This is a genomic window from Micromonospora sp. DT47 (assembly GCF_049844475.1).
Lineage (GTDB): Bacteria > Actinomycetota > Actinomycetes > Mycobacteriales > Micromonosporaceae > Micromonospora.
In genome coordinates this window covers 40,387-59,542 of sequence record NZ_JBNCLC010000027.1, presented here as the reverse complement: position 1 = coordinate 59,542, position 19,156 = coordinate 40,387, and the positions used below count along the sequence as shown (strand labels likewise).

Below are 19,156 nucleotides of genomic sequence, written 5' to 3'. Positions count from 1 at the left end.
AGCGGATAGGCCCGACCGCATCCGACCGCTCCACGTTCACAGCGGGTAGCCAACGAGCCGGGGCATCGTGTCACGCATCAAGCGCTACATCGTCCGCGACGTCTACACCGTCCTGCTCGCCGACTTCACCGCCCTGACCACTTGACCTCCATAGGAGTGAGCATCGGAATGGCAGCTCAGTCAGTGGTGTCAACGTCGACCGCTGCGGCAGCCTTCAAGCACGCCATCCTCTCTCCGGGCGGTGCCCTGGCACTCAGATCTGGGGGATGACGTGCTGGGCGAGTTCGGTGAACTTGCTTTGCGGCACGATCGTTGGGCCGGTGAACACGAGCAGTCGCAACTCCTTCTCGTAGGGCACGGCGACGGCCAGCACCCGAGCGCCGTCGCTTTCATAGGTAACGGCGTCCGTACCCAGATCTTCGATCCTGGTCGTCTTCCCGCCGCTCCCGTTGGCGATGGCGTCGATCGACTCGCGGGCGGTGTCGGCCCGATCCGGGCTGACCTGCACGATAAAGGAAAATGCTTCCTGGCCGTCCCGGCCGTAGGCACAGGAATACCTGCGCCTTGTCTCGGTTTCGTCGACCGGCTCCTCCTCGGCGCTCAGCTTCGTACCGGCAGACCCGCCGAGCACCTTCACGGTCACTCCGGCGGGCAGCAGCTTGCAAGCCGAGGTGATCTTCGCGAGCCGTGCCGGTGCGCTGGCCTGCGGCGCGCTCGAGGTTGGCGCTTCCCAGGCAGCCGCAGAGTCCGGCTGCTGCCCGTCACCGCTGCCGCAGGCCGAGCCGGCGAGCAGCGCCGCTGCCATCGCCGCAGCCATCTCGGCCGAACGACGGGTCTTGCCTCGCCTCATCAACATCGTGCGTCCCCTGATCTTCACGGGCTGACCCTAACGAGTCCGGTCTGTGGGGACAGAAGATGGTTGTGGCAATGCTCACAAAATTTCCAACGGCTTCTGAGAATTCACGATCGCCGCCGGCGGGTCGCACGTGCGCCCTTCGGCGGAATCCCCATGGTGTGATCATGCGAGCAGTGCTCAGCCCTTGGCCCTCTTCCGTGCCCGTTGCGTGCCCGCTGAACGGGTCACCAGGGGGCAACAAGGGGCCACCCCCCAACCCCCGTCCCGATGCAAAGCCGCCAGTCTGCCTGCCAGCCCAGCCACGACGGACTCCGCCGCGCCTCAAGGCACCTTCCAAACTGACGGTACCCAGAGCTCGTGGGGGACCAGGGCCTGCGAGTGCTGGATGACCAACTGGGTGACGATCGGGTTGCCCGCGGCCGGACATCGGTGGATGACGACGGACGCGAGCGCCAGTGAGCTACCGGGATCAGGGCAGGCGGGGGGGGGCATGTTCGTTGCCCGGGGCCGAGTGCTGGCTTGACGGTCCATAGGAGTGAGCATCGGGATGGCGGGTCGAGGAGTGTTGCCGCACGTCGGGCTAGGGTGTTCCAACCACCGATCTGATGGCCTCGACGTAGTCGTAGAAGCGCTGCGTCCGTTGCCCCGACTCTCTCATCGCTCGGGATAAATCCCCCTTGGGGAAGAACGACTTGCGTAGGGCATGAGATAGCTCTAGCTGCACCCCGACGCCTCGCCGGTTTTTGTTGCAGATGTTGCGGGGGTCGGTTCCGGATATCTCCATCGAACCGGACGTGAGCCTGAACCCGCTGTTGGTCAGCGCGGTCGAGATTTTTCGTTCAAGGTCGCTGTCCATTCCGCCAAGGGCGGTTTCGGCTTCGCCGGTCGGGCCGGTGTAGCCGTGGAAGGAAATGGTTCTGTCCGCTCCTCCTACCATGGCTAGGCATTGCGGCTCGTCGAAATCGATGGAGGTGATGTGCAGATCGGAGTTGTGGTGGGATTTGATGCCGGCGAACACGTAGGTGTCCATGAGTCCGTCGCCTACGGCCAGCGCCAACTCTCCGCTGCCCGCTTCAATGCCGCCACCGTGGATTGCGATGGCTGCCCACGACGTCGTCGGCACGTTGAGCACCGTCCGGCTGTAGTCAACGCCCTCCTCTTCGACGGCGGCCAGCTCGGCGTAGGTGTCGTACCGGTCGCCCACCACTACCTCCCGTTCAAGATGCCGGCCGACGTCGCGACACTGCCGCCCGATCCGATTAGCGTCGGGCCGGAGCTGCCGACCGTGGCGCTCTCAACTGTCCGCTCACAGTTCGCAGCCTAATCGGAGGCCAACCAGTCAGGCCTCGACACGCCCCCATTCGTCCGAGCGCGCTCGCGATGGCCCGCGTGACATGGGTGCGGACCGGTTAACCGTCGTCGGCACGCTCCCGCCCAAGCTGGCATCGTCCGTTGCCTTCGAGCGAGAGCGCTTGGCGATGGTCGTAGAACCGGTGCGTGCCAGCCGAGTAGCCACGCAAGTAGCCAGCGTGATCAATCCGATTCCCAAGCTGACCGTCTGGGGGTCCCAACAGGGGCAAGGAGGCTGTACGGTCCACCGCCATGAGTTACGACTTGATCTTCGTACCCCGATCCGATGACCAGTCCTGGGAGGAAGCGCTGGAGGCTGCGGAGGAGGCCGCAGAGGAGGATGACGACGACCTCCCAAGCGGCGAAGTCTGGGCGCGCCTCCTGGCGGCGGCTCGACACGTGCTCGGTGAGGTGTCCGTGTTCGAGGGTGCCTACAACTACGAGCTCACCCACGAGTCGACTGGCATCCAACTGAGCTACTACTCGCGAGAGGCTGGGATCACGGTGCCCTACTGGTACCGCGCTGAGGGTGCAAAGGCGATCGTCAAGTCGATCTACCAGCTTGGCGAAGCCGTCGAGGAGGTGACAGGGCTACCCGGATTCGACCCTCAACTTGATCTGCCGCTGTCAGATGCCGTCGCCCAGTCGGAGCTTGCCGCCAGGGTCTTCGACGAGGTCGCAGCGTCCTTCGCCAAACAAGGGATAAACAGCCCGAGTAACAGCTGAGTGACTATCTGAGTGACGACGGGTGCGAGCCATGCTGGACGGCCATGGACGATGGTGGACCGTTTCGGCAGCTAAGCCCTACTGCTCGCTCAGCTCAGCGACGGCCGGTCGTTCCTTTGGGACGAAGGATTAAGGGTCGACGAGACGGCGGCCGGCGGGGCTTGACTTCCAGAGGAGTATCGGGGATGGCGAGGAATGCGACGGACCCCACATCGACCGTCTGACGTCGCACGGGACTGTATGCGCCCGCCCCGCCACGAGCTGGAGGTCAAGGGGTCGTCGGTTCGAATCCGGCCGTCCCGCCAGCACTAAACAGCATGTCAAAGGCCATCTCAGGGACTCCGGAGATGGCCTTTTTCGTGCCCGTACAGCAGCAAAGTACAGCAGCGCTCATCCGTCGAGGCTTTCACCCAACCGTCGGAGGGCGTCGCGGGTCGCCTTGGGTGACGCCTGGCTGTAGACCTCCATCGTGATCGAGAAATCGGCGTGCCGAGGAATCGCCAGCGCGATCCGGGGATGCACGTCGAGGTCCACGAGCAGGGATGCACAGGTACGGCGGGCGTCATGCACGGTGATCTTCTTGACCCCAGCCCGCAGGCAGCCGGCATCCAGGAACGCGAGAAGTTGCGCGGCTCGACCGGCAGACCGTAGCGGGTGGTGAAAACCATGTCGGTGGTGTGCCATCGCTCGCCGGCCGCCGTGGCGGCGGCTTCCTGCCGAAGCCGTCGGTGCCGAAGCACGCCGACGCAGATGCCGGGCAGGGGCAAGGGGCCAGGCGCAACCTGCCTCGTTCGGTCAGGGGTGCGTTAGCGTTGGGCAGGAGGGCAACCTGATCCCCGGCATCCATCCTCCCGGCGCACAGCACGGCGACGACCGGTCCGTGCTGTGCGCGACGGTCAAGCCGTTCATGGCAGCGGGCCGTCGGTTTCCGGAGTCGCGCTGAGGCGATCCCGGATCAGCGCGATCACGGTGTCGGCGGTCCGGTCGAGGTGACTGCGGCCATCGGGTAGCCGGGCCTCCGGGCTGATGTAGCTGCCCGGACCGACGTGGGTGGCCGGGTCGAGCCGGTGCACGGTGATCTTCCCTTCGCGGTCGGCCCGGTTCCATCCGCTCCGGCGGAACAGCCGCCACCGCTGCGGGAAGATCCAGGTGCCGACTCGCTCAATCTGGTCGCCGGCACTGGTGAGCCAGTAGAGGTGCTGGGCGTGGGTGATGTCGTTGGCGCCGTTGTGGAACCCGCCGAGAGCGATCAGCCAGAGCGGGGAGCGCAGCTGGGACCACAGTTCGTCCACCGCGCCGGTGGCGACCTGGGCGCCGCCGCTGTAACTGAGCAGTACCACGGGGATACCGCTGTCACGCCGGTAACCGGCGAGCCGGAGCTGAGTGGCGATCTGCGAGCCGACGGCGCGGTTGTACAGGGGACGGTACCGGTGGTCGGCGGCGACGAAGATCTGCATCACGTTGTGCAGGAACAGCACCAGCCCGATGTGGCGGCGCAGCCATGTCCACACCGGCCGGTCGGCGAGCGGAACGGCCAGCGGAGAGTAGGGCTGCACCTGGCCCAGCACCCTGAGCTCCGGCGCTCCGTCGATCAGGGACTTGACCAGTCGGCCGCCGTCACGGGTGTCGTGGAAGCGGCGTTTCCCGATGCCGTCCAGATAGACCAGGTAGGCGTCCGGAGGGCGGTCCGGGTCCGCGCCCCGGGCGTGGGGCATGCCCGTGGGGAGCGCGATGGTGGGAGTCCGCCAGCCTGCGGCATAGACCAGCACCTCGTAGCGGGCGAGCAGAGCTTCGGCGATCAGGACCAGTCCGAGCCCGCCGAGCAGCAGCAGGAGCGCAAGCTGGATCATGTGAGTGGCTCCGGTGCTCTTGGCTTGTTGAGCCTCGCGACCAGGCGGCGGACGCCCTCGACGGCGACGCCAAGCCCGACTCCCGCGACGGCTACGCAGCCGGCGGCAGGCCACCAGCCGAGCCCGGCCCCCGTGGCGAGCGCAGCGGCGAGGCCGGCCCCCACTCCCACCATGAGCACAAAGTGCAGCACCGGCCCGAGCAGCGGGAACGCGAGGACTGCGGCAAGCAGCAGCGGGGCGGCCAGGCCTGGTGTCCAGACCAGCGCGGCCTCGTCGGACGGTGAGGTGGGCAGCACCAGCTCGGCAAGGGTCCACGCGGACAGCGGCCAGAGCGCGAATACCGCGCCCTCGACCACGGCGCCGGCCAGCATCAACCCGACCACCCTGGTGTGCGACACGCCGGACAGGCGTGCCACCACGGGCAGGAGACGCCCGGCGGCCTCGGACAGCCCGGCGAACAGCAGCAGGATGACGACGGCGGGGGACATCGGTCAGCCCTGCGGTGGCAGACCGGCAGAGCCCGGCTGAGTGACGGGGCCGGTCTGCTGCACATAGCGCTCGAGTTCGTCGGCGGCGCGCGAATAGCCGCCTGCCTCACGCTGGGCGACCTGCAGGGTGCTCGCGGCGGCCTGGAATCGGGGCTCGTCGAGCAGGCGCTGGGCGAGGGCGCGCACGGCCTCCACGTTGACGTCCTCGGTGCGGATCGAGAGGCCGGCACCGAGTTCGACGATGCGGGCAGCCACCAACGGCTGGTCAGCGCCCTGCGGGACCACCAGCATCGGGACGCCGGCGTACAGGGCCTCGTTGACGCTGTTCACCCCGCCGTGGGTGATGAACAGCGCTGCGCGGGCCAGCACCTCCGGCTGCGGTACGGAGCGGTGGGCGATCACGTTGGCCGGCAGCGGACCGAGCGCGGCGGGATCGGTGTGTCCGGTGGAGACGATCACGGTGCCACCCAGCGGGGCGAGCGCGCCGGCGAAGCTGCGCAGCAGCCGCGGGCCGACGTCGAACAACGTGCCCATTGAGGCGTACAGCACCGGGTCCCGCAGCCGATCGACCGGGAACGACGAGTCGGCTGGGCGGGCACCGATGCTCGGTCCGACGAACCGGTAGGACTGGTCGAAACTGTCGGCCTCGGGGTGGAACGCCCGCGAGGTGTAGACCAGGTTGAGCGGCTGACGGATGTTCGCCAGGTCGATCAGGGGCACCGCACGCGTGTCGTACCGGCGGCGCAGCTCCCAGCGCGACCTCAGGTACCCCCCGGCGTGGCGGGGCCGGGCCGCCGCCGCGGCGAGCAGCTCCCAGGAGCCGTGGGTGGGGCTGGGCAGGTGCCGGTTGAACGCGAACGTGGTGAACGACGACGCTGCCGGCACGTCGAGTTCCCGGGCGGCCACCGGCCCCCACGGGCAGAGGGAGTCGTGCACGATCAGATCGGGCCGGGCGCCGCGCAGATCGGTGAGGACAGCGGGCAGCACGCGTACGGCGGTGCGCGCAAGCTGCTCCATCAGCGTGACCGGCGTGCCGGCGAGCGGTTGGTCATCCCCGGGGTAGAGGAGCACTCGCGCGCCGGTGGCCGCGATCTCCTCGGTGTAGGCGGGCGACGTGTGGTAGGTGACGGAGTGGCCACGACGAACAAGCTCGGCCACGACCGGCAGCGTCGGGTTGACGTGCCCGTGCATGGCGATGTTGAGGAATGCGACTGCGCTCATCGGCCGACCCCGGACAGGGAAGGAGTCAGTGCCCGGCAACATGTAGCGATCATGATCCGCCTTTCTCGCCCCGACGCAGAATCGCGTCCGTTTTCGGCAAGCGCAGCGCGGCCACCGCATGATGGCCTGTATGTTGTGGACAAACAGTCGAATGTTGCGGTAGCCGCTGGTCACAGCGTAGACGTTGCCGGATGGCAGCGCGTCGTGGACCCGGTACTCGCCTCGTTCGCGGGCAGGTTCGGGCGGGTCGAGCCGCGCCGCGACCGCGACCGGGTTCGTGACCGGCCTGCTCGCCGATCTTGAGGTCAAGACGTGCTGGCAGCTCGCCGAACAGGCCGGACATGCCCGCCCGGACGCGATGCAACGTCTGCTGTATCGGGCGGTGTGGGACGCCGACGCGGTCCGCGACGACCTGCGAACCCTGGTGGCCGAGCGGCTCGGCGACCCCGCTTCCTGCTGGTTCTCTGCCTTCCCTGCCGGTTGGTGGGGACGCATCCGCGCAGCGCTGCTGGTTCCACAAGATCGGCAACGTGTTGTCGGCGCTGCCGAAGTCCGCCCACCCGGGAGCGAAGAAGGCCCTGGCCGAGATCTGGAACGCCGAAGACCGTGACCACGCCCGCCGCGGTCGCGGCGTTTCAAGCTCGCCTACGGCGCGAACCCCCGCCGCCTGACACACCATCCCACTGCTGCCCGCCGCCCCTGGGAGGCTGAGGGGGTGGAACAGTCTGCGTGGTCCGAGATTTCGGCGGTGGTGGCAGCAGCTCCGTATCCGGTGGAGGTGCTGCCGGCCGACCCTGATCGGGCGGGAGCCTGCCTGACAGCCCTGGGGATCACGACCAGGTCGTGGCTGGGTGCGGTGGTCGCCAACAGTGGCGGGCTGGTGATCGACCGCGGTTGGCTTCGGGTGCTCGGCGGTGGGCACGAGGGGCTGCCGGATGTGGCTGCCGAGATGGATCCCAAGGCCGGTCGTCTAGTCGTCGCCTTCGACGTGATGGGCGGACAGTTTGCCTGGTTGCCAGCTCAGTCGGGCGCGAGGCCGACGGTGCATTATTTCGGCCCGGAGGACCTGGCTTGGCAGGATCTTGAGCTTGGGTATGGCGACTGGCTGGAGGCGATGCTCGCTGGTGCAGTGACTCAGTTTTATGAGGCGTTGCGCTGGCCGGGGTGGGAAGCCGAGGTGGCCAGCGTTGCCCTCGATCAGGGGATCAGCGCATTGCCACCGCCGTGGACCAGGGAGGCCAAGAATCTCTCGGCGGTGTCCCGGAAGCCGATCCGGCTTGCTGAGCTCGTTTCGGTTCATCAGGATGCGGCGCGTCAGCTCGGCTTCCTCTAGAAGGTCTGCTGCCTCTCCGGTCCTCAGGCGGTCGACCGCCCGGACACGCTGTCGTCGTTGCGCCCTTCGGGGAGGCTCGGGTTTACGGACTTCGAACCGCGCGATGTCCTTGGTGGTGGTGCGAGCGACCTCGGTGAGGAGCTGGTCGCCGTCGTGGATGCGGAAGGTGCTCCCGACGGCTTCGACGGTGAGGGTTGCTCCGGCGTGGGCGATGCCGACGTGGATGCGTTGACCGGCGATGACGAGGGCTCCTCGGCTGCTGACGCGACGTTCGACCCGCGCCGGTTCGGGCACCGGGGTGGGTGGTGGTCCGGCGGGGCGGGCGCCACGGATGCGGGCGATCTCAGCCGGTGTCAGGGGGTTGGGAGGGCTGCGCAGCAGGACGCCGTCGGCGGTGATCTGCATGAGGCCGCGGTCGAGGCGGACGGTGACCCGTTGTCCGGCGAATTGGTAGCCGACGGGGTGTTGCCGGCCGGCGAGGCTGATCAGACCGGTGGCGTTGACGAGGCGCTCGACCTCGATCGGGGCGCCGGCCTGGACGGGTCCGGTGGCGACTCGGCCGCCGCTACCCGGCCGCGGTCGCGACGTGGACCAACGCCTGGCAACGGTTCGTGCCGTTCCCAGCCTTCCCACCCGAACTCCGCAAGATCATCTACACGACCAACGCGATCGAGCCGCTGAACTTCCAACTCCGCAAAATCATCAAAAACCGGGGACACTTCCCGACCGACGACGCCGTGATCAAGCTGCTCTGGCTGGCCATCCGCGACATCGAAGACAGACGCGCCCGCGACCGGGCCAAGGAGAAAGGCCTACCCGCCGACCAACGCCGCGCCCCCGCCCGCCTCGTCGATGGCGCCGCCGTCCAAGGCTGGCGCCAAGCCCTCGGCGCCCTCGCCGTGGCCTACCCCGACCGCCTCGGCCCCTACCTGACCTGACAACCCATAGATCAACTTACACAGAAATCTCGACAGGCCCGACTTTGGCGGACCGCCTGGGCAGCTCAGGTCCGCTACTCGCCCAGCTCATCGAGTAGCGATCGTTCCATCACACGGAAGAGATCAACGTTTGGGCTTCGAGATTTGGCCGGCTTGTTGTAGGGGCGCCCAAGGTAGCGTGTCCCGCCAGCCAGGCAGATCGAAGGCCCAACACGTGATCACGGAGTGGACGAGCCGCTTGTCCTCGCTGAATGCCTGAAAATGATGGTCCGCGCCACCCTCGCGGTACTCGACCTGGTATTCACCAGCATGGGTGCGGGCAACCTGTGCGAACGTCTGCCCGGTGGCGTCGGCGAGACGATCCACGACGAGGAACTGTTCCTCGCCGCGCTCCATGTCCGACAGCAGCTCGAACAGCAGATCCTCTGAGGGGTCGTCCCAGGTCTCGCCGGACTCCATCGTGACGCGAAGCAGCGGAAGAGTCATGCCTCAATGATCCAGGAACCGAGGTCGCCGGGGCATGCCCGGTCCGTGCCCGTTGCGGCGGTCAACACCAGCCAACACCGTGCAGCCGACCGCCGAAATCTGGACGTTCGGTGCTTCTCTGTCAGCCCGGACAGCTACCCAGGGTGCGGATCAACACGATTCCCAAGCTGAGGTTAGGCACCGTCAGCCCTTGGGCTTCCACCAGGCCGCGAGGAGCTCTACGACGGCAATGAGGAAGAGGCAGCTAAGTCCCGCACAGATCAGCAGGCCGAAGCCGGCGAAGGTCCCGAGTTCCACCAGCCGACAGTAGGTGAACCAACCTCGATCCATAACGTCGGGAGACGGCCCGGCGGTGTGGGGCACACAGGGGGCACAAGACACCGTGAAGCGTCGTCAACCAGCGACCAACCATGGCAGCCCGAGACGCAGGGTGAGCACGGACGTCCGTGGACGGCGGTGGACCCTTGGGGCAGTTGAACGTGCTGCTCTGAATAACATGACCGATGGCGACCGGCAGCGCCCGGAGAAACAGCAGGCCAGCCGCTGTGACAGCGGCTGGCCTGGTTGGCGACGGACGGGTCGACCTGTACGCCGGATTCTGCGAGCATAAGGTGATGTCTCGACCGCGCCTCGCCCTGACGGCCGGCGCCCTGGCGCTCGTCTCGGCGACTCTGGCGGGGTGCTGCGCCCCCGTCTTCCTGGAGCCCCAACCGCCATTGGACGATCCAGTCGCCGACAGGGCGGCTTGGGATCGGACCATGCTGTGGCTCGTTGCGGTCGGCGGCGGCCTCCTCCTGGTCGCGTTTCCCCTCTTGGCCTACGGCTTCGTCGGGTGGCGGATGGAGCGGCGTAAGCGAGTTGCGGCGGGTCGTAGCTCTCGACAGCAACCGTGACAGCAACGGAGCCGGACGGAAGCGGCCAACGCGACGATGACCAGACCTCAGCAACAGGGATGGACACCACCGGACGGAGCGCCCAGAACTTACAAACGAGGGGTCAAGCCCGGCTCTACCATGCTCCTGCCGGCGTGGCGCCTATATTGTGCACCTCCGTCGACAGGTGACTCATGTTGGCGCGCTGTCGCGTCGGCTTGGAGGATCGAGCCGCTCAGCAATAGACACGACAACGGCCCTCTGTTCGTGTCTGATGCCGCGATAGTGAGTGCGCCCCGCATCCAGTCCCGGCGGAGACGATGAGCGCGACGCGACCCCTGGCGCTTGCCTCCGGTCCTGCTGAACCATCTCATGTGGGAGAACCCTGAGCGTTGAAGTGGACTTTAAGTCAAGACCGCGACGCGGTGCTCTGGGGGGCTGGAACGAGGCTGGGTGACCAATTGAGTGACGATCGGGGTGTACGCGGACGGACAACGGTGGACAGTGGGGGATCGCCTCCGCAGGTGAAGGCGGCGCTTGCCCCAGGTCAACGCCCCGACTTGGTTGCCTTGGGGTCAAGGGGTCGTCGGTTCGAATCCGGCCGTTCCGACAGCGAGAGGGTTTCCGCAGGTCAGAGCCTGTGGAGACGCTCTTTTCTTGATTGAGTTGGTCAAGGCGTTTGTGCGCTTGGTGCCGTAACGCTTCGACCATCGTCAACGCGCTGGTCAGGCTCGAGCTGCCCCAGTCAGCCCGTGACATGATTGCGCCCATGGGGAAGCAGCAGGACGTCGGCGGGCCCGACCGTCACAGCGGGTCAGGTACCACCGCTCACCGTGCGACCGGTGGCAGCGCCGACGCGCGGCTCGCCCTCGCGCGGGACCCCGCAACGCCACAGATGACCCTCTTCGACTTGGCGTCCGACCCTTCGGCCGTGGTCCGTAAGGCGGTCGCGGCCCGGACCGACGCACCCGCCCAGGCACTGCGACCGCTGACCCGGGACCATGATCGTGAGGTCCGGGAGGCTGTGGCGAGAAACCCTTCGGCCTCGGTCGCCAATCTCTTGCGTCTCGTCAAAGACGCCGACCGGTGGGTCCGCTGGGCGGTCGCTGGCAACCCGGCTTGCGACGAGTCGGTTCGCCGGGTGATGTCAGAGGCACCCGACAAGGAGCTTCGTGGTCTCCTCGCGGAGATGCGGGAGTTGGAGCCCGATCTGGCCGCCAGGCTGATCGACGACGTCTCACCCGAGGTACGGGAACGACTCGCCACCCACACCCACGACCCCGACGTGATCACCGCCCTGATGGCCGATCGCACCGTACGCGTACGCAAGGGGGTCGCCCGCAACCCGCGGACCACCGCCGAGCAGCGCAGGGCGCTTGCCCAGGACCCCGTGGTCGACGTCCGTGCCGCGCTGGTCCGCGCGGTCGAGCTGGACGAGGCGGATCTGGAACGCCTGGTTGACGACCGTTCGGTGCAGGTCCGACTGGCGATGGCAACATCCGAGGTCATCCCGCCGCACATCCGGCGGGCCCTCGGCCGCGATCCCGACGATATGGTGGCCGGCGCGGCGCGGGATTTCCGCCCGGCGTCTGGCAACTCCCCGGTGATAAGGGCTCCACGCGTCGGTCACCGGCGCTCCGGGACCGGCCCAGATCGACCGGGCGGCGCCGCGCGCTAAGGCCGGCGGCATGTCTGCCACGGCCCATACGGGGCGGGCACGTCCCGCCACGGCGAACCTACCCTGGTCCACCACCAGATTCCGTCGATCAACTGCCGTCGTCGACTTCGGCAGACGACCTGTCGACGCTCGTGGTTGGGCCACGGTTCAGGTGTGGTGGTCGGTGATCCGGATGACGCCAGCATGGCTGCGGCCCGCGACGCACAGGTTAAAGATCAAGCTATGCGCCCCATCGCTACACACCGAAGATGATCTCGGGTTCGTTCGGATCCGCATGTGGGGTTACGGTATCGATCGCCCCACCGACACAAACCCTCACGGCGGCGGGATGGTCCTGGCTGAAGGGGTGGGGGGCAAGCCCGATCCGCCGAGCAACGCCGACGTGCACACCGCGCCGCGGTTCACTGCCGCGGGACGGGGCCGGTCGAGTCGCGTACCACCAGCGCGTGCCCGGTCGAACGGCGCCGGGGACGCGTCGACCGGGGCTTGAGCGCGAGAGTGAGCGCCATGCGACCCATGTCGGTCATCGGCAGTCGTATGGTCGTGAGGCTGGGCGCGAGGTCGGCGGCCACGGACACGTCGTCGAAGCCGACGATCGACATCCGCTCGGGCACCGGGATGTGGTGCGCGCGCAGCGTCGACAGCACCCCGATCGCCATCGCGTCGTTGAGCGCGACGATCGCGGTGGTCTTCGGATGGTCGCGCAGGATCTGCTCGGCCGCCACCCGACCGCCGTCGCGGGTGAAGTCGCAGTGGACGACGGGGAGGCTGTCGAGGGAGAGCCCGCGCTGCTGCAGGGCCGACGACACGCCGGCGAGCCGGTCGGCGACCGTGGTGAGACCGGCGGTGCCCGCGGCGACCGCGATGTGCCGGTGCCCGAGCTCCAACAGGTGCTCGGCGAGCGCCCGGCCGCCGGCCTCGTTGTCGGGCAGGACCGCGTCGACGCCGAGCGCGTGCCGCCCGATGGCGGCTACCCGGCCGCCCTGGCTCTGGAACGCCGACAGCTCAGCCCGCGCCTCGGCCTCCACGCGCGGGTCGTTGTACCCCGACCCGGCGATCAGGATTATCCCGACCCGCTGCGCGATGAGGTTCCGGAGCTGGCGCAGCTCGTGGTCGGGGTCGCGGCCGGAGTGGCAGATCTGCACGAGGAGCCCCTCCTCGGCGGCGACCTGGATGACACCGCCGGCGATCTCCGAGAAGTAGGGGTCGTCGACCTGGTGGACGATCAGCCCGACGGTGGAGCTGGGGCCGCCGGCGAGAGTGCGGGCGTACGGGTTGGCGACGTACCCGAGTTCCTGCGACACCTGCCGGACGCGCCGGGCCACCTCTTCGCTGACGCCGTCGCGGCCGGCGAGGGCGCGGGAGGCGGTCGCCAGCGAGACGCCGGCGCGTTCCGCCACGTCGACGAGGCGCAGCCTCTGGCCAGGCTTGGGCATCCTCAACTCCCCGGAAACATCGATGTCATCTGGCTATTGCCAGTGACGTTGGGCACAGCTTAGAGTACGTAAGCGCTTTCGTAAGCGCTTCCGTTCCGACAAAGGAGCGTCACGGGATGACAACCCGTTTCAGGCGAATGCAGTGGATGACAGCCCTCGGCGCGACGATGACGCTTGCGCTGGGTGCCTGCAGTGGTGACGGCGGCGGATCGGCCGCCAGCGATGACCCGATTGTGATCGGGATCTCCCTCCCGCTGACCGGAGACTTCTCCGAACCGGGCAAGGGTGTCCAGCGCGGATACGAGGCCTGGGCCAAGATCACCAACGACAAGGGCGGCCTGCTAGGCCGGAAGGTCGAGCTGAAGATTCTCGACGACCAGTCCAACGCGGACCGTGTGGTCGCCGACTATGAGCAGCTCATCGGCAAGGACCAGGTCGACCTGGTGGTGGGTCCGTTCTCGACCCGCCTCGTCGTGCCGGCGGCCCGCGTCGCCGAGGAGTACGGCATGCTCTTCGTCGAGCCCGCGGGCGCGGCGAAGCAGGTCTTCGAGCAGGGCTTCAAGAACCTGTTCTACGCCGCTCCCGCTGTGGCGAACGACCACTACAACCACCTGGCCGAGTACCTGCTGGCGTTGCCGGCGGACCAGCGGCCGAAGACGGCGGCGTACGCGGCCATGGACGACCCGTTCGCGCAGGGCACGGCGTACGGGCTCAAGGAGAAGCTGGAGGCGGCCGGCATCCGCACGGTCGTCGACGAGGTCTACCCGCCGAACACCACCGACTTCGGCAGCATCGCCGCGAAGATCGCGGCCTCGAAGGCAGACCTCCTGGTGGGCGGCTCGCAGTACCAGGACGGCGTGAACCTGATCGTCGCCCTCCAGCAGCTCAAGTACCAGCCGAAGCTCGCCGCGTTCTCCACGGCGCCGACGAACCCGGAGTTCGCCGCGGCCATCGGCAACAAGACCGAGGGGATCATCGCGCCGACCGGCTACACGCAGAAGGCGCCTTACCCCAGCAACAAGGAGTTCGTCGAGAAGTACACGGCGCATGTCGGCTCGCCGCCCGAGGAGGACGAGGCCAACGCGTACACGACCGGCCAGGTCGTCGCCGCGGCGGTCAGCGCGGTGGGCTGTGCCGAGCAGGGCGAGTGCCAGCAGAAGCTGGTCGACTGGGTCCGCAAGAACACGGTGGAGACCGTCGTCGGCCCGCTGTCCTGGGACGAGACGGGCAAGCCGAAGGGCGCCCACATGATCCAGCAGTGGGTGGGCGGTGAGATCCAGATCGTGCTGCCCGCCGACGCCAAGGAGGCCGACCTGGTCTTCCCGAAGCCGGCCTGGTAGGTAGCGATGCCATCCGGTGCGCTGCTCTTCCAGAGCGTCATCCTGGGTCTGCTGCTGGGAGGGCTCTACGCCCTCCTGGCGGCCGGCCTGACCCTCTACTTCGGCATCATGCGGGTCGTGATGATCGCCCACTCGGCGTTCCTCATCCTCGCCGCCTATCTCGCCTGGTGGTTCCACTCCCGGCTGGGCGTCGACCCGCTGCTGTCGATGATCGTCACGGTGCCACTGTTCTTCGGCTGCGGTGTGGTGCTGCAACGGCTGCTCCTGGCCCGGCTGCGCCCGGTGACCCTCACGATGATGTCGGTGCTGCTGACGTTCGCGATCGCGGTCGGCATCGAGGGGTTGCTGGCCTACGCGTTCACCGGCACCCAGCGGCGCATCCAGCTCGGCTACAGCTCGGCGAGCTTCGGCCTCTTCGGGGCCCGCATCGCGGTCGTCAAGCTGATCGCGTTCGGCCTCGCCGCGGTCGCGCTGCTGACCCTCTACCTGCTGATGAAGAAGACGACTTTCGGCTGGGCCCTGCGCGCGACGATCCAGCACCGCGACGCCGCGCGGCTCATCGGCATCGAGACCGAACGGGTGGCCGGGTACGGCTTCGGGATCGGTCTGGCGACCGCCGCGGTCGGCGGCACCGCGCTGGCCCTCGACACCACCATCTACCCGTCGCTGCACTGGCACTGGATCGGCCCGCTGATGGCCATCATCGTGGTGGGCGGTCTCGGCAGCGTACCCGGGGCCGCCATGGCCGCGATGGTGCTCGGCCTGATGCAGAGCCTGCTCCAGATCCCGCTGGGTACGACCTGGGCGCAGACGATCTTCTACCTCGCCTTGTTCGCGACGCTGGCGTTCCGGCCACAGGGATTCTTCGGAGGTCGCCTTGCCCAGCGCTTCTGAGCCGGCGACGGTGACGGCGACCCCGGCGCCGCGGCGACCAGTCGGCCGGATCGTCCAGGCGATCGCGGTCCTCGTGCTCGCGGGTGCGGTGCTGCTGTCGTTCCCGTCCCTGGCGCCCAACCCCTACATCCTGTCGGCGGGCATCGTCGTGCTGAACTACGCGGTGCTCTCCACGTCGTGGAACTTCGTCGGCGGGTTCACCGGCTACATCTCGCTCGGCCACGGCGCCCTCGCCGGGCTGGGCGGCTACGGCACCGCCCTGCTCGTGACGAAGGCGGGCCTGCCCAGCTTCGTGGCCCTGGTGGTCGCGGCGCTTCTGGTGGCCGCGCTGGCCGTGCCGATCGGCTTCGCGGCGCTGCGGGTGCGCGGTGCCTCGTTCGTCATCGTCTCGATCGCGCTGGTGCTGATCCTGCTGCTGGTCTTCCAGAGCTGGGCCTCGGTCACCGGCGGATCGCGGGGGCTGGTCGTGCCGCGACCGTTCCCCGGGCTGCTGCGCCCGGAGCACCACCGCGTCTTCTACTTCCTCTTCGCCGGCCTGCTCGGGCTCGCGCTGCTGGCCTGGTGGCTCATCGACCGCTCGCGGTTCGGCCTCGGGCTCAAGGCGATCCGGGAGGATGAGGACAAGGCGGAGGCGCTGGGGACACCGACGTTCGCGTACAAGCTCGTGGCTTTCGTGGTCTCGGCGGGGTTCACCGCCCTGGCCGGCGGGCTCTACGCGCTCTGGTTCGGCGACCTCGACCCGGTCTTCCAGTTCTCGATCCTGACCGGCTCCTACATGGTGCTGATGGCGCTGCTCGGCGGCGTCCGGCACCTCTTCGGCCCGCTGGTCGGCGCCCTCGTGGTCGGCATCGCGCTCGAGTACTTCAAGGTGGAGTTCGGCAACACGCCGCTGCACCTGGTCGCTACCGCCCTGCTGCTCGCCCTCGTCGTGCTGTTCATGCCCGACGGCGTCCTGCCGGCGATCGGCGCGCTGCTCAACCGGGTGTTCCGGCCGGCGCAGAGCTCCATCCGCGAGGTCACGGCCGCGCAACTTCGCGACGAGCGCGCGGCGGCCGGGGGCGCGGCGGGGGCGCGGGAGCCGGTCGACGCCGCGGCGGCCACCACCGGTGGTCATCCACAGTCCACCGAGGAGCGGGCATGAGCGAGGTACGCAGCCTGGCGACCGCGGGCCTGACCAAGGCGTTCGGCGGCGTGGTGGCGCTCGACGGCGCCACCGTGACGTTCCGGCACGGCCAGGTCAACGCGCTGATCGGGCCCAACGGGTCGGGCAAGACGACCTTCTTCAACTGTGTCACCGGGATGATCCGGCCGGACAGCGGGCAGACGACCTACCGGGGGCAGGACATCACCCGCAAGGCGCCGCACGCCATCGTCCGCGCCGGCATCGGCCGCACCTTCCAGCTCTGCCGGGTGTTCCCCCGGATGTCGGCACTCGACAACCTGCTCGCGGCCGTCCGCCCCGCCGGCCTGACCGGCCAGCTGCGCGGGGCGCGCGCCCGTGCGCAGGTCGACCGGGCCCGGGGTTGGCTCACCCGCCTCGGCATCGAGCACCTCGCCGACGTGGAGGCTCGCAACATGTCGTGGGGCCAGCAGAAGCTGCTGGAACTCGCCGGCGTGCTGATGAGCGACCCGGAGACCGTGCTGCTCGACGAGCCGGCCGGCGGCGTCAACCCGGCGCTGCTGGATCGGATCGGCGCGCTGGTCCGTGAGCTCAACGCCGAGGGGAGGACGTTCGTGATCGTCGAGCACAACATGGACCTGGTGATGAGCGTCAGCGACCACATCGTGGTGTTCGACCGCGGCCGCCCGATCGCCGAGGGGCCGCCGTCGCTCATCCGTACCGACGAACGCGTGCTGGGGGCTTACCTTGGCGTCTGAAATCGAACTCGTCGACGTCCAGGCCGGGTACGGGCGCGCCGCCCCGGTGCTGCGTGGCCTCACCGTCTCCGTGCCCGCCGGCACGATCGTCTGTCTCGTCGGTCCCAACGGCGCCGGCAAGTCGACCGTCCTGAAGGTCGCCAGCGGGCTGCTCAAGCCGCGCTCCGGGCGGATCCTCGTCGGGGGTGTGGACGTGACCGGCCAGGGCCCGCAGCGGATGCTCGCCTCGGGCGTGGCGCACGTCCTGCAGGGCCACAGCGTCTTCCGCGAGATGACCGTGGCGGAGAACGTGCTCCTCGGCGGGTACACGCTCAAGGACAAGGCGGTCATCGCCGAGCGGATGGCGTTCGTCAAGGACGTCTTCCCGGTGGTCGCGCAGCGCTGGACCTCGCTCGCGGGTCTGCTCTCCGGCGGCCAGCAGAAGCAGGTGGAGTTCGCTCGATCGCTCATGGTCCACCCCAAGGTCGTGCTGCTCGACGAGCCGTCCATGGGCCTGGACCCGAAGGCGACCAGCACGGTGTTCGAACAGGTCGTGCGGATGCGCGACGCCGGCACGGCGGTGCTGCTGGTGGAGCAGAACGCCCGACGGGCGCTCGAGACCGCCGACCTCGGGTGCGTGCTCGACCTCGGGCGCGTGCACATCTCCGGGCCGGCGGCGCAGTTGCTGGCCGACCCCCAACTCGGCGAGCTCTACCTGGGCGGCCGGCCCGCCGAACCGTCGGTCTCGCCCAAGCGGTAGCAAACCCTCGATACAGCGGCACGACGAAATAGTTCAGGCGTAGGACGTAAGCGCTTGCGAAAGCGGTTACGCGTTACTCGGACGCGAAATGAGGTGTACGCGATGACCAGAGCCAGACGGGCCGCCGTCGCCACCGCCGCACTGCTGGCGGCCGGCGTCATGGCCGGCGCCGGAGCGCCCCCGGCACAGGCAGACCCGGACCACCCGCGCGATGTCCACCCCCACCTGCGATCGCACCTGGTCGCCCACTACGACTTCGACCACCCGGTGCAGGGCGACGTCGCGCTCGAGCGCGACCAGGGCCGATCCGGCACCGAGATCGAACTCGTCAACGGCGGCGCCGCCATGCGCGTGGCCGACCACGCCTACAAGGGCAGCGGCAACTCGCTGCAGACCCGGCAGGTCAACCCCGCCGAGGCCGGCAACGACGACTGGAAGGCCGGTATCTGGTCGGCCAGCGGCGTACGGACCCTGCGCGCGTTCAGCGGCGTCGAGGGCACCACGGTGATGGGCTGGTTCAAGCTGGAGATGGACAGCCCGGCGCTCAACTCCACCACTGCCAACCCGACTGACCGGTTCAACGCGATCGGGTTGGCCGGCGTGCTGACCGGCGACTCCGACGGCCACGGCGTCCGGGCCCTGCTCGAGCTCATCGACGTCAACGGGGAGCTGCGACTGGTCGCGCTCGGCCGGCGCCTCGACGGCGGCAACTCGCAGACGTTCGCCGCGAGCGAGGACTGGCGCACCCTGCTGCCGATGGGGGAGTGGGTGCACCTCGCCGCCACCTACGACTTCAGCACCGGCGCCATGGCGCTCTACCGCAACGGCGAGCCGCTGGACGGCTTCTACACCCGCACCGACGACCCGTGGCGCGTGTCGGGGCCCGGCCCGCACGTGACCACCGCCTCCGACCCCCGGGGCATCAAGATCGGCGGGAGCTTCCCGCAGGACACCCTGGAGCGGAACCCGTGCGACTGCCGCATGGACGGCCTGATGTTCCTCGACAGCGTGGTCTCGGCGAGCGACGTCGAGAAGCAGTACCGCTACATGGCTCGCTGAACACCCTCGGCA

16 protein-coding genes and 4 pseudogenes are annotated in these 19,156 nt (G+C 68.5%); 11 read left to right on the top strand and 9 right to left on the bottom strand.

Annotated features, from left to right (window positions below; translation table 11 throughout):
• Nucleotides 1-253 precede the first annotated feature (253 nt).
• Both ACLQ2U_RS28415 and ACLQ2U_RS28410 read right to left on the bottom strand, forming a co-directional pair.
• Nucleotides 254-877, bottom strand: a complete 624-nt coding sequence (locus tag ACLQ2U_RS28415) for a hypothetical protein (protein ID WP_425753970.1) — start codon at nt 875-877, stop codon at nt 254-256.
• A gap of 559 nt (nt 878-1,436) precedes the next feature.
• On the bottom strand, nt 1,437-2,060 hold the full coding sequence (locus ACLQ2U_RS28410) for a poly-gamma-glutamate hydrolase family protein (RefSeq protein ID WP_425753969.1): 624 nt from the start codon (nt 2,058-2,060) through the stop codon (nt 1,437-1,439).
• A gap of 398 nt (nt 2,061-2,458) precedes the next feature.
• On the opposite strand from ACLQ2U_RS28410, the gene ACLQ2U_RS28405 reads away from it, so the two are divergent.
• Nucleotides 2,459-2,932, top strand: coding sequence for a hypothetical protein (locus ACLQ2U_RS28405; protein WP_425753968.1), 474 nt, complete (start codon nt 2,459-2,461; stop codon nt 2,930-2,932).
• A 390-nt stretch (nt 2,933-3,322) separates the two neighbouring features.
• Here ACLQ2U_RS28405 and ACLQ2U_RS28400 read toward each other — a convergent pair.
• The 4 genes and pseudogenes from ACLQ2U_RS28400 to ACLQ2U_RS28385 form a co-directional block, all read right to left on the bottom strand.
• Nucleotides 3,323-3,702 (bottom strand): annotated as a pseudogene (locus tag ACLQ2U_RS28400) (site-specific integrase); the annotation flags it as partial.
• Between the two features lie 135 nt (nt 3,703-3,837).
• On the bottom strand, nt 3,838-4,782 hold the full coding sequence (locus ACLQ2U_RS28395) for a hypothetical protein (RefSeq protein WP_425753967.1): 945 nt from the start codon (nt 4,780-4,782) through the stop codon (nt 3,838-3,840).
• Nucleotides 4,779-5,270, bottom strand: coding sequence for a hypothetical protein (locus ACLQ2U_RS28390; protein WP_425753966.1), 492 nt, complete (start codon nt 5,268-5,270; stop codon nt 4,779-4,781). The genes ACLQ2U_RS28395 and ACLQ2U_RS28390 overlap by 4 nt, the downstream gene beginning before the upstream one ends.
• 3 nt (nt 5,271-5,273) lie before the next feature.
• The gene (locus ACLQ2U_RS28385) at nt 5,274-6,461 is read right to left on the bottom strand and encodes a macrolide family glycosyltransferase (RefSeq protein WP_425753993.1); all 1,188 of its coding nucleotides are present in this window, start codon (nt 6,459-6,461) and stop codon (nt 5,274-5,276) included.
• A gap of 234 nt (nt 6,462-6,695) precedes the next feature.
• Here ACLQ2U_RS28385 and ACLQ2U_RS28380 point away from each other — a divergent pair.
• From ACLQ2U_RS28380 to ACLQ2U_RS28370, 3 genes and pseudogenes are all read left to right on the top strand, one after another.
• Nucleotides 6,696-6,939: pseudogene (locus ACLQ2U_RS28380) on the top strand (transposase); the annotation flags it as partial.
• Nucleotides 6,940-7,206: 267 nt separating this feature from the next.
• Nucleotides 7,207-7,824 carry a DUF2625 family protein gene (locus ACLQ2U_RS28375; RefSeq protein ID WP_425753965.1) on the top strand — a complete coding sequence of 206 codons (618 nt, stop codon included), beginning with the start codon at nt 7,207-7,209 and terminating at the stop codon, nt 7,822-7,824.
• A gap of 554 nt (nt 7,825-8,378) precedes the next feature.
• A pseudogene (locus ACLQ2U_RS28370) lies at nt 8,379-8,762 on the top strand (transposase); the annotation flags it as partial.
• Nucleotides 8,763-8,885: 123 nt separating this feature from the next.
• On the opposite strand, the gene ACLQ2U_RS28365 reads toward ACLQ2U_RS28370, so the two are convergent.
• A complete protein-coding gene (locus ACLQ2U_RS28365; RefSeq protein ID WP_425753964.1) occupies nt 8,886-9,248 on the bottom strand; it encodes a hypothetical protein in 363 nt (120 codons plus the stop codon).
• 2,061 nt (nt 9,249-11,309) lie between these two features.
• Here ACLQ2U_RS28365 and ACLQ2U_RS28360 point away from each other — a divergent pair.
• Nucleotides 11,310-11,798, top strand: a complete 489-nt coding sequence (locus tag ACLQ2U_RS28360; protein WP_425753963.1) for a hypothetical protein — start codon at nt 11,310-11,312, stop codon at nt 11,796-11,798.
• An 11-nt stretch (nt 11,799-11,809) separates the two neighbouring features.
• Here the strand turns inward: ACLQ2U_RS28360 and ACLQ2U_RS28355 are convergent.
• Both ACLQ2U_RS28355 and ACLQ2U_RS28350 read right to left on the bottom strand, forming a co-directional pair.
• Nucleotides 11,810-11,899 (bottom strand): annotated as a pseudogene (locus tag ACLQ2U_RS28355) (transposase); the annotation flags it as partial.
• Between the two features lie 300 nt (nt 11,900-12,199).
• Nucleotides 12,200-13,234, bottom strand: coding sequence for a LacI family DNA-binding transcriptional regulator (locus tag ACLQ2U_RS28350; RefSeq protein WP_425753962.1), 1,035 nt, complete (start codon nt 13,232-13,234; stop codon nt 12,200-12,202).
• 233 nt (nt 13,235-13,467) lie between these two features.
• On the opposite strand from ACLQ2U_RS28350, the gene ACLQ2U_RS28345 reads away from it, so the two are divergent.
• From ACLQ2U_RS28345 to ACLQ2U_RS28320, 6 genes are all read left to right on the top strand, one after another.
• The gene (locus tag ACLQ2U_RS28345) at nt 13,468-14,574 is read left to right on the top strand and encodes an amino acid ABC transporter substrate-binding protein (RefSeq protein ID WP_425753961.1); all 1,107 of its coding nucleotides are present in this window, start codon (nt 13,468-13,470) and stop codon (nt 14,572-14,574) included.
• A gap of 6 nt (nt 14,575-14,580) precedes the next feature.
• Nucleotides 14,581-15,468 (top strand): branched-chain amino acid ABC transporter permease, encoded by an 888-nt coding sequence (locus ACLQ2U_RS28340; RefSeq protein ID WP_425753960.1) that lies wholly within the window; start codon nt 14,581-14,583, stop codon nt 15,466-15,468.
• Nucleotides 15,452-16,609 (top strand): branched-chain amino acid ABC transporter permease, encoded by a 1,158-nt coding sequence (locus ACLQ2U_RS28335; RefSeq protein ID WP_425753959.1) that lies wholly within the window; start codon nt 15,452-15,454, stop codon nt 16,607-16,609. The genes ACLQ2U_RS28340 and ACLQ2U_RS28335 overlap by 17 nt, the downstream gene beginning before the upstream one ends.
• Entirely contained in the window at nt 16,606-17,346 is a 741-nt protein-coding gene (locus tag ACLQ2U_RS28330) for an ABC transporter ATP-binding protein (protein ID WP_425753958.1), read from the top strand. The genes ACLQ2U_RS28335 and ACLQ2U_RS28330 overlap by 4 nt, the downstream gene beginning before the upstream one ends.
• The gene (locus ACLQ2U_RS28325) at nt 17,336-18,085 is read left to right on the top strand and encodes an ABC transporter ATP-binding protein (protein WP_425753957.1); all 750 of its coding nucleotides are present in this window, start codon (nt 17,336-17,338) and stop codon (nt 18,083-18,085) included. Before ACLQ2U_RS28330 ends, ACLQ2U_RS28325 begins: the two co-directional genes overlap by 11 nt.
• Before the next feature lie 102 nt (nt 18,086-18,187).
• Nucleotides 18,188-19,144 (top strand): LamG-like jellyroll fold domain-containing protein, encoded by a 957-nt coding sequence (locus tag ACLQ2U_RS28320; RefSeq protein WP_425753956.1) that lies wholly within the window; start codon nt 18,188-18,190, stop codon nt 19,142-19,144.
• Nucleotides 19,145-19,156 lie beyond the last annotated feature (12 nt).

What these genes read in the sequence shown, in the direction of transcription:
- ACLQ2U_RS28395 (WP_425753967.1), bottom strand. Translation starts at nt 4,782, where the DNA reads ATGATCCAGCTTGCGCTCCTGCTGCTGCTCGGCGGGCTCGGACTGGTC.
- ACLQ2U_RS28360 (WP_425753963.1), top strand. Translation starts at nt 11,310, where the DNA reads ATGCGGGAGTTGGAGCCCGATCTGGCCGCCAGGCTGATCGACGACGTC.
- ACLQ2U_RS28365 (WP_425753964.1), bottom strand. Translation starts at nt 9,248, where the DNA reads ATGACTCTTCCGCTGCTTCGCGTCACGATGGAGTCCGGCGAGACCTGG.
- ACLQ2U_RS28350 (WP_425753962.1), bottom strand. Translation starts at nt 13,234, where the DNA reads ATGCCCAAGCCTGGCCAGAGGCTGCGCCTCGTCGACGTGGCGGAACGC.
- ACLQ2U_RS28385 (WP_425753993.1), bottom strand. Translation starts at nt 6,461, where the DNA reads ATGCACGGGCACGTCAACCCGACGCTGCCGGTCGTGGCCGAGCTTGTT.
- ACLQ2U_RS28405 (WP_425753968.1), top strand. Translation starts at nt 2,459, where the DNA reads ATGAGTTACGACTTGATCTTCGTACCCCGATCCGATGACCAGTCCTGG.
- ACLQ2U_RS28330 (WP_425753958.1), top strand. Translation starts at nt 16,606, where the DNA reads ATGAGCGAGGTACGCAGCCTGGCGACCGCGGGCCTGACCAAGGCGTTC.
- ACLQ2U_RS28390 (WP_425753966.1), bottom strand. Translation starts at nt 5,270, where the DNA reads ATGTCCCCCGCCGTCGTCATCCTGCTGCTGTTCGCCGGGCTGTCCGAG.
- ACLQ2U_RS28320 (WP_425753956.1), top strand. Translation starts at nt 18,188, where the DNA reads ATGACCAGAGCCAGACGGGCCGCCGTCGCCACCGCCGCACTGCTGGCG.
- ACLQ2U_RS28340 (WP_425753960.1), top strand. Translation starts at nt 14,581, where the DNA reads ATGCCATCCGGTGCGCTGCTCTTCCAGAGCGTCATCCTGGGTCTGCTG.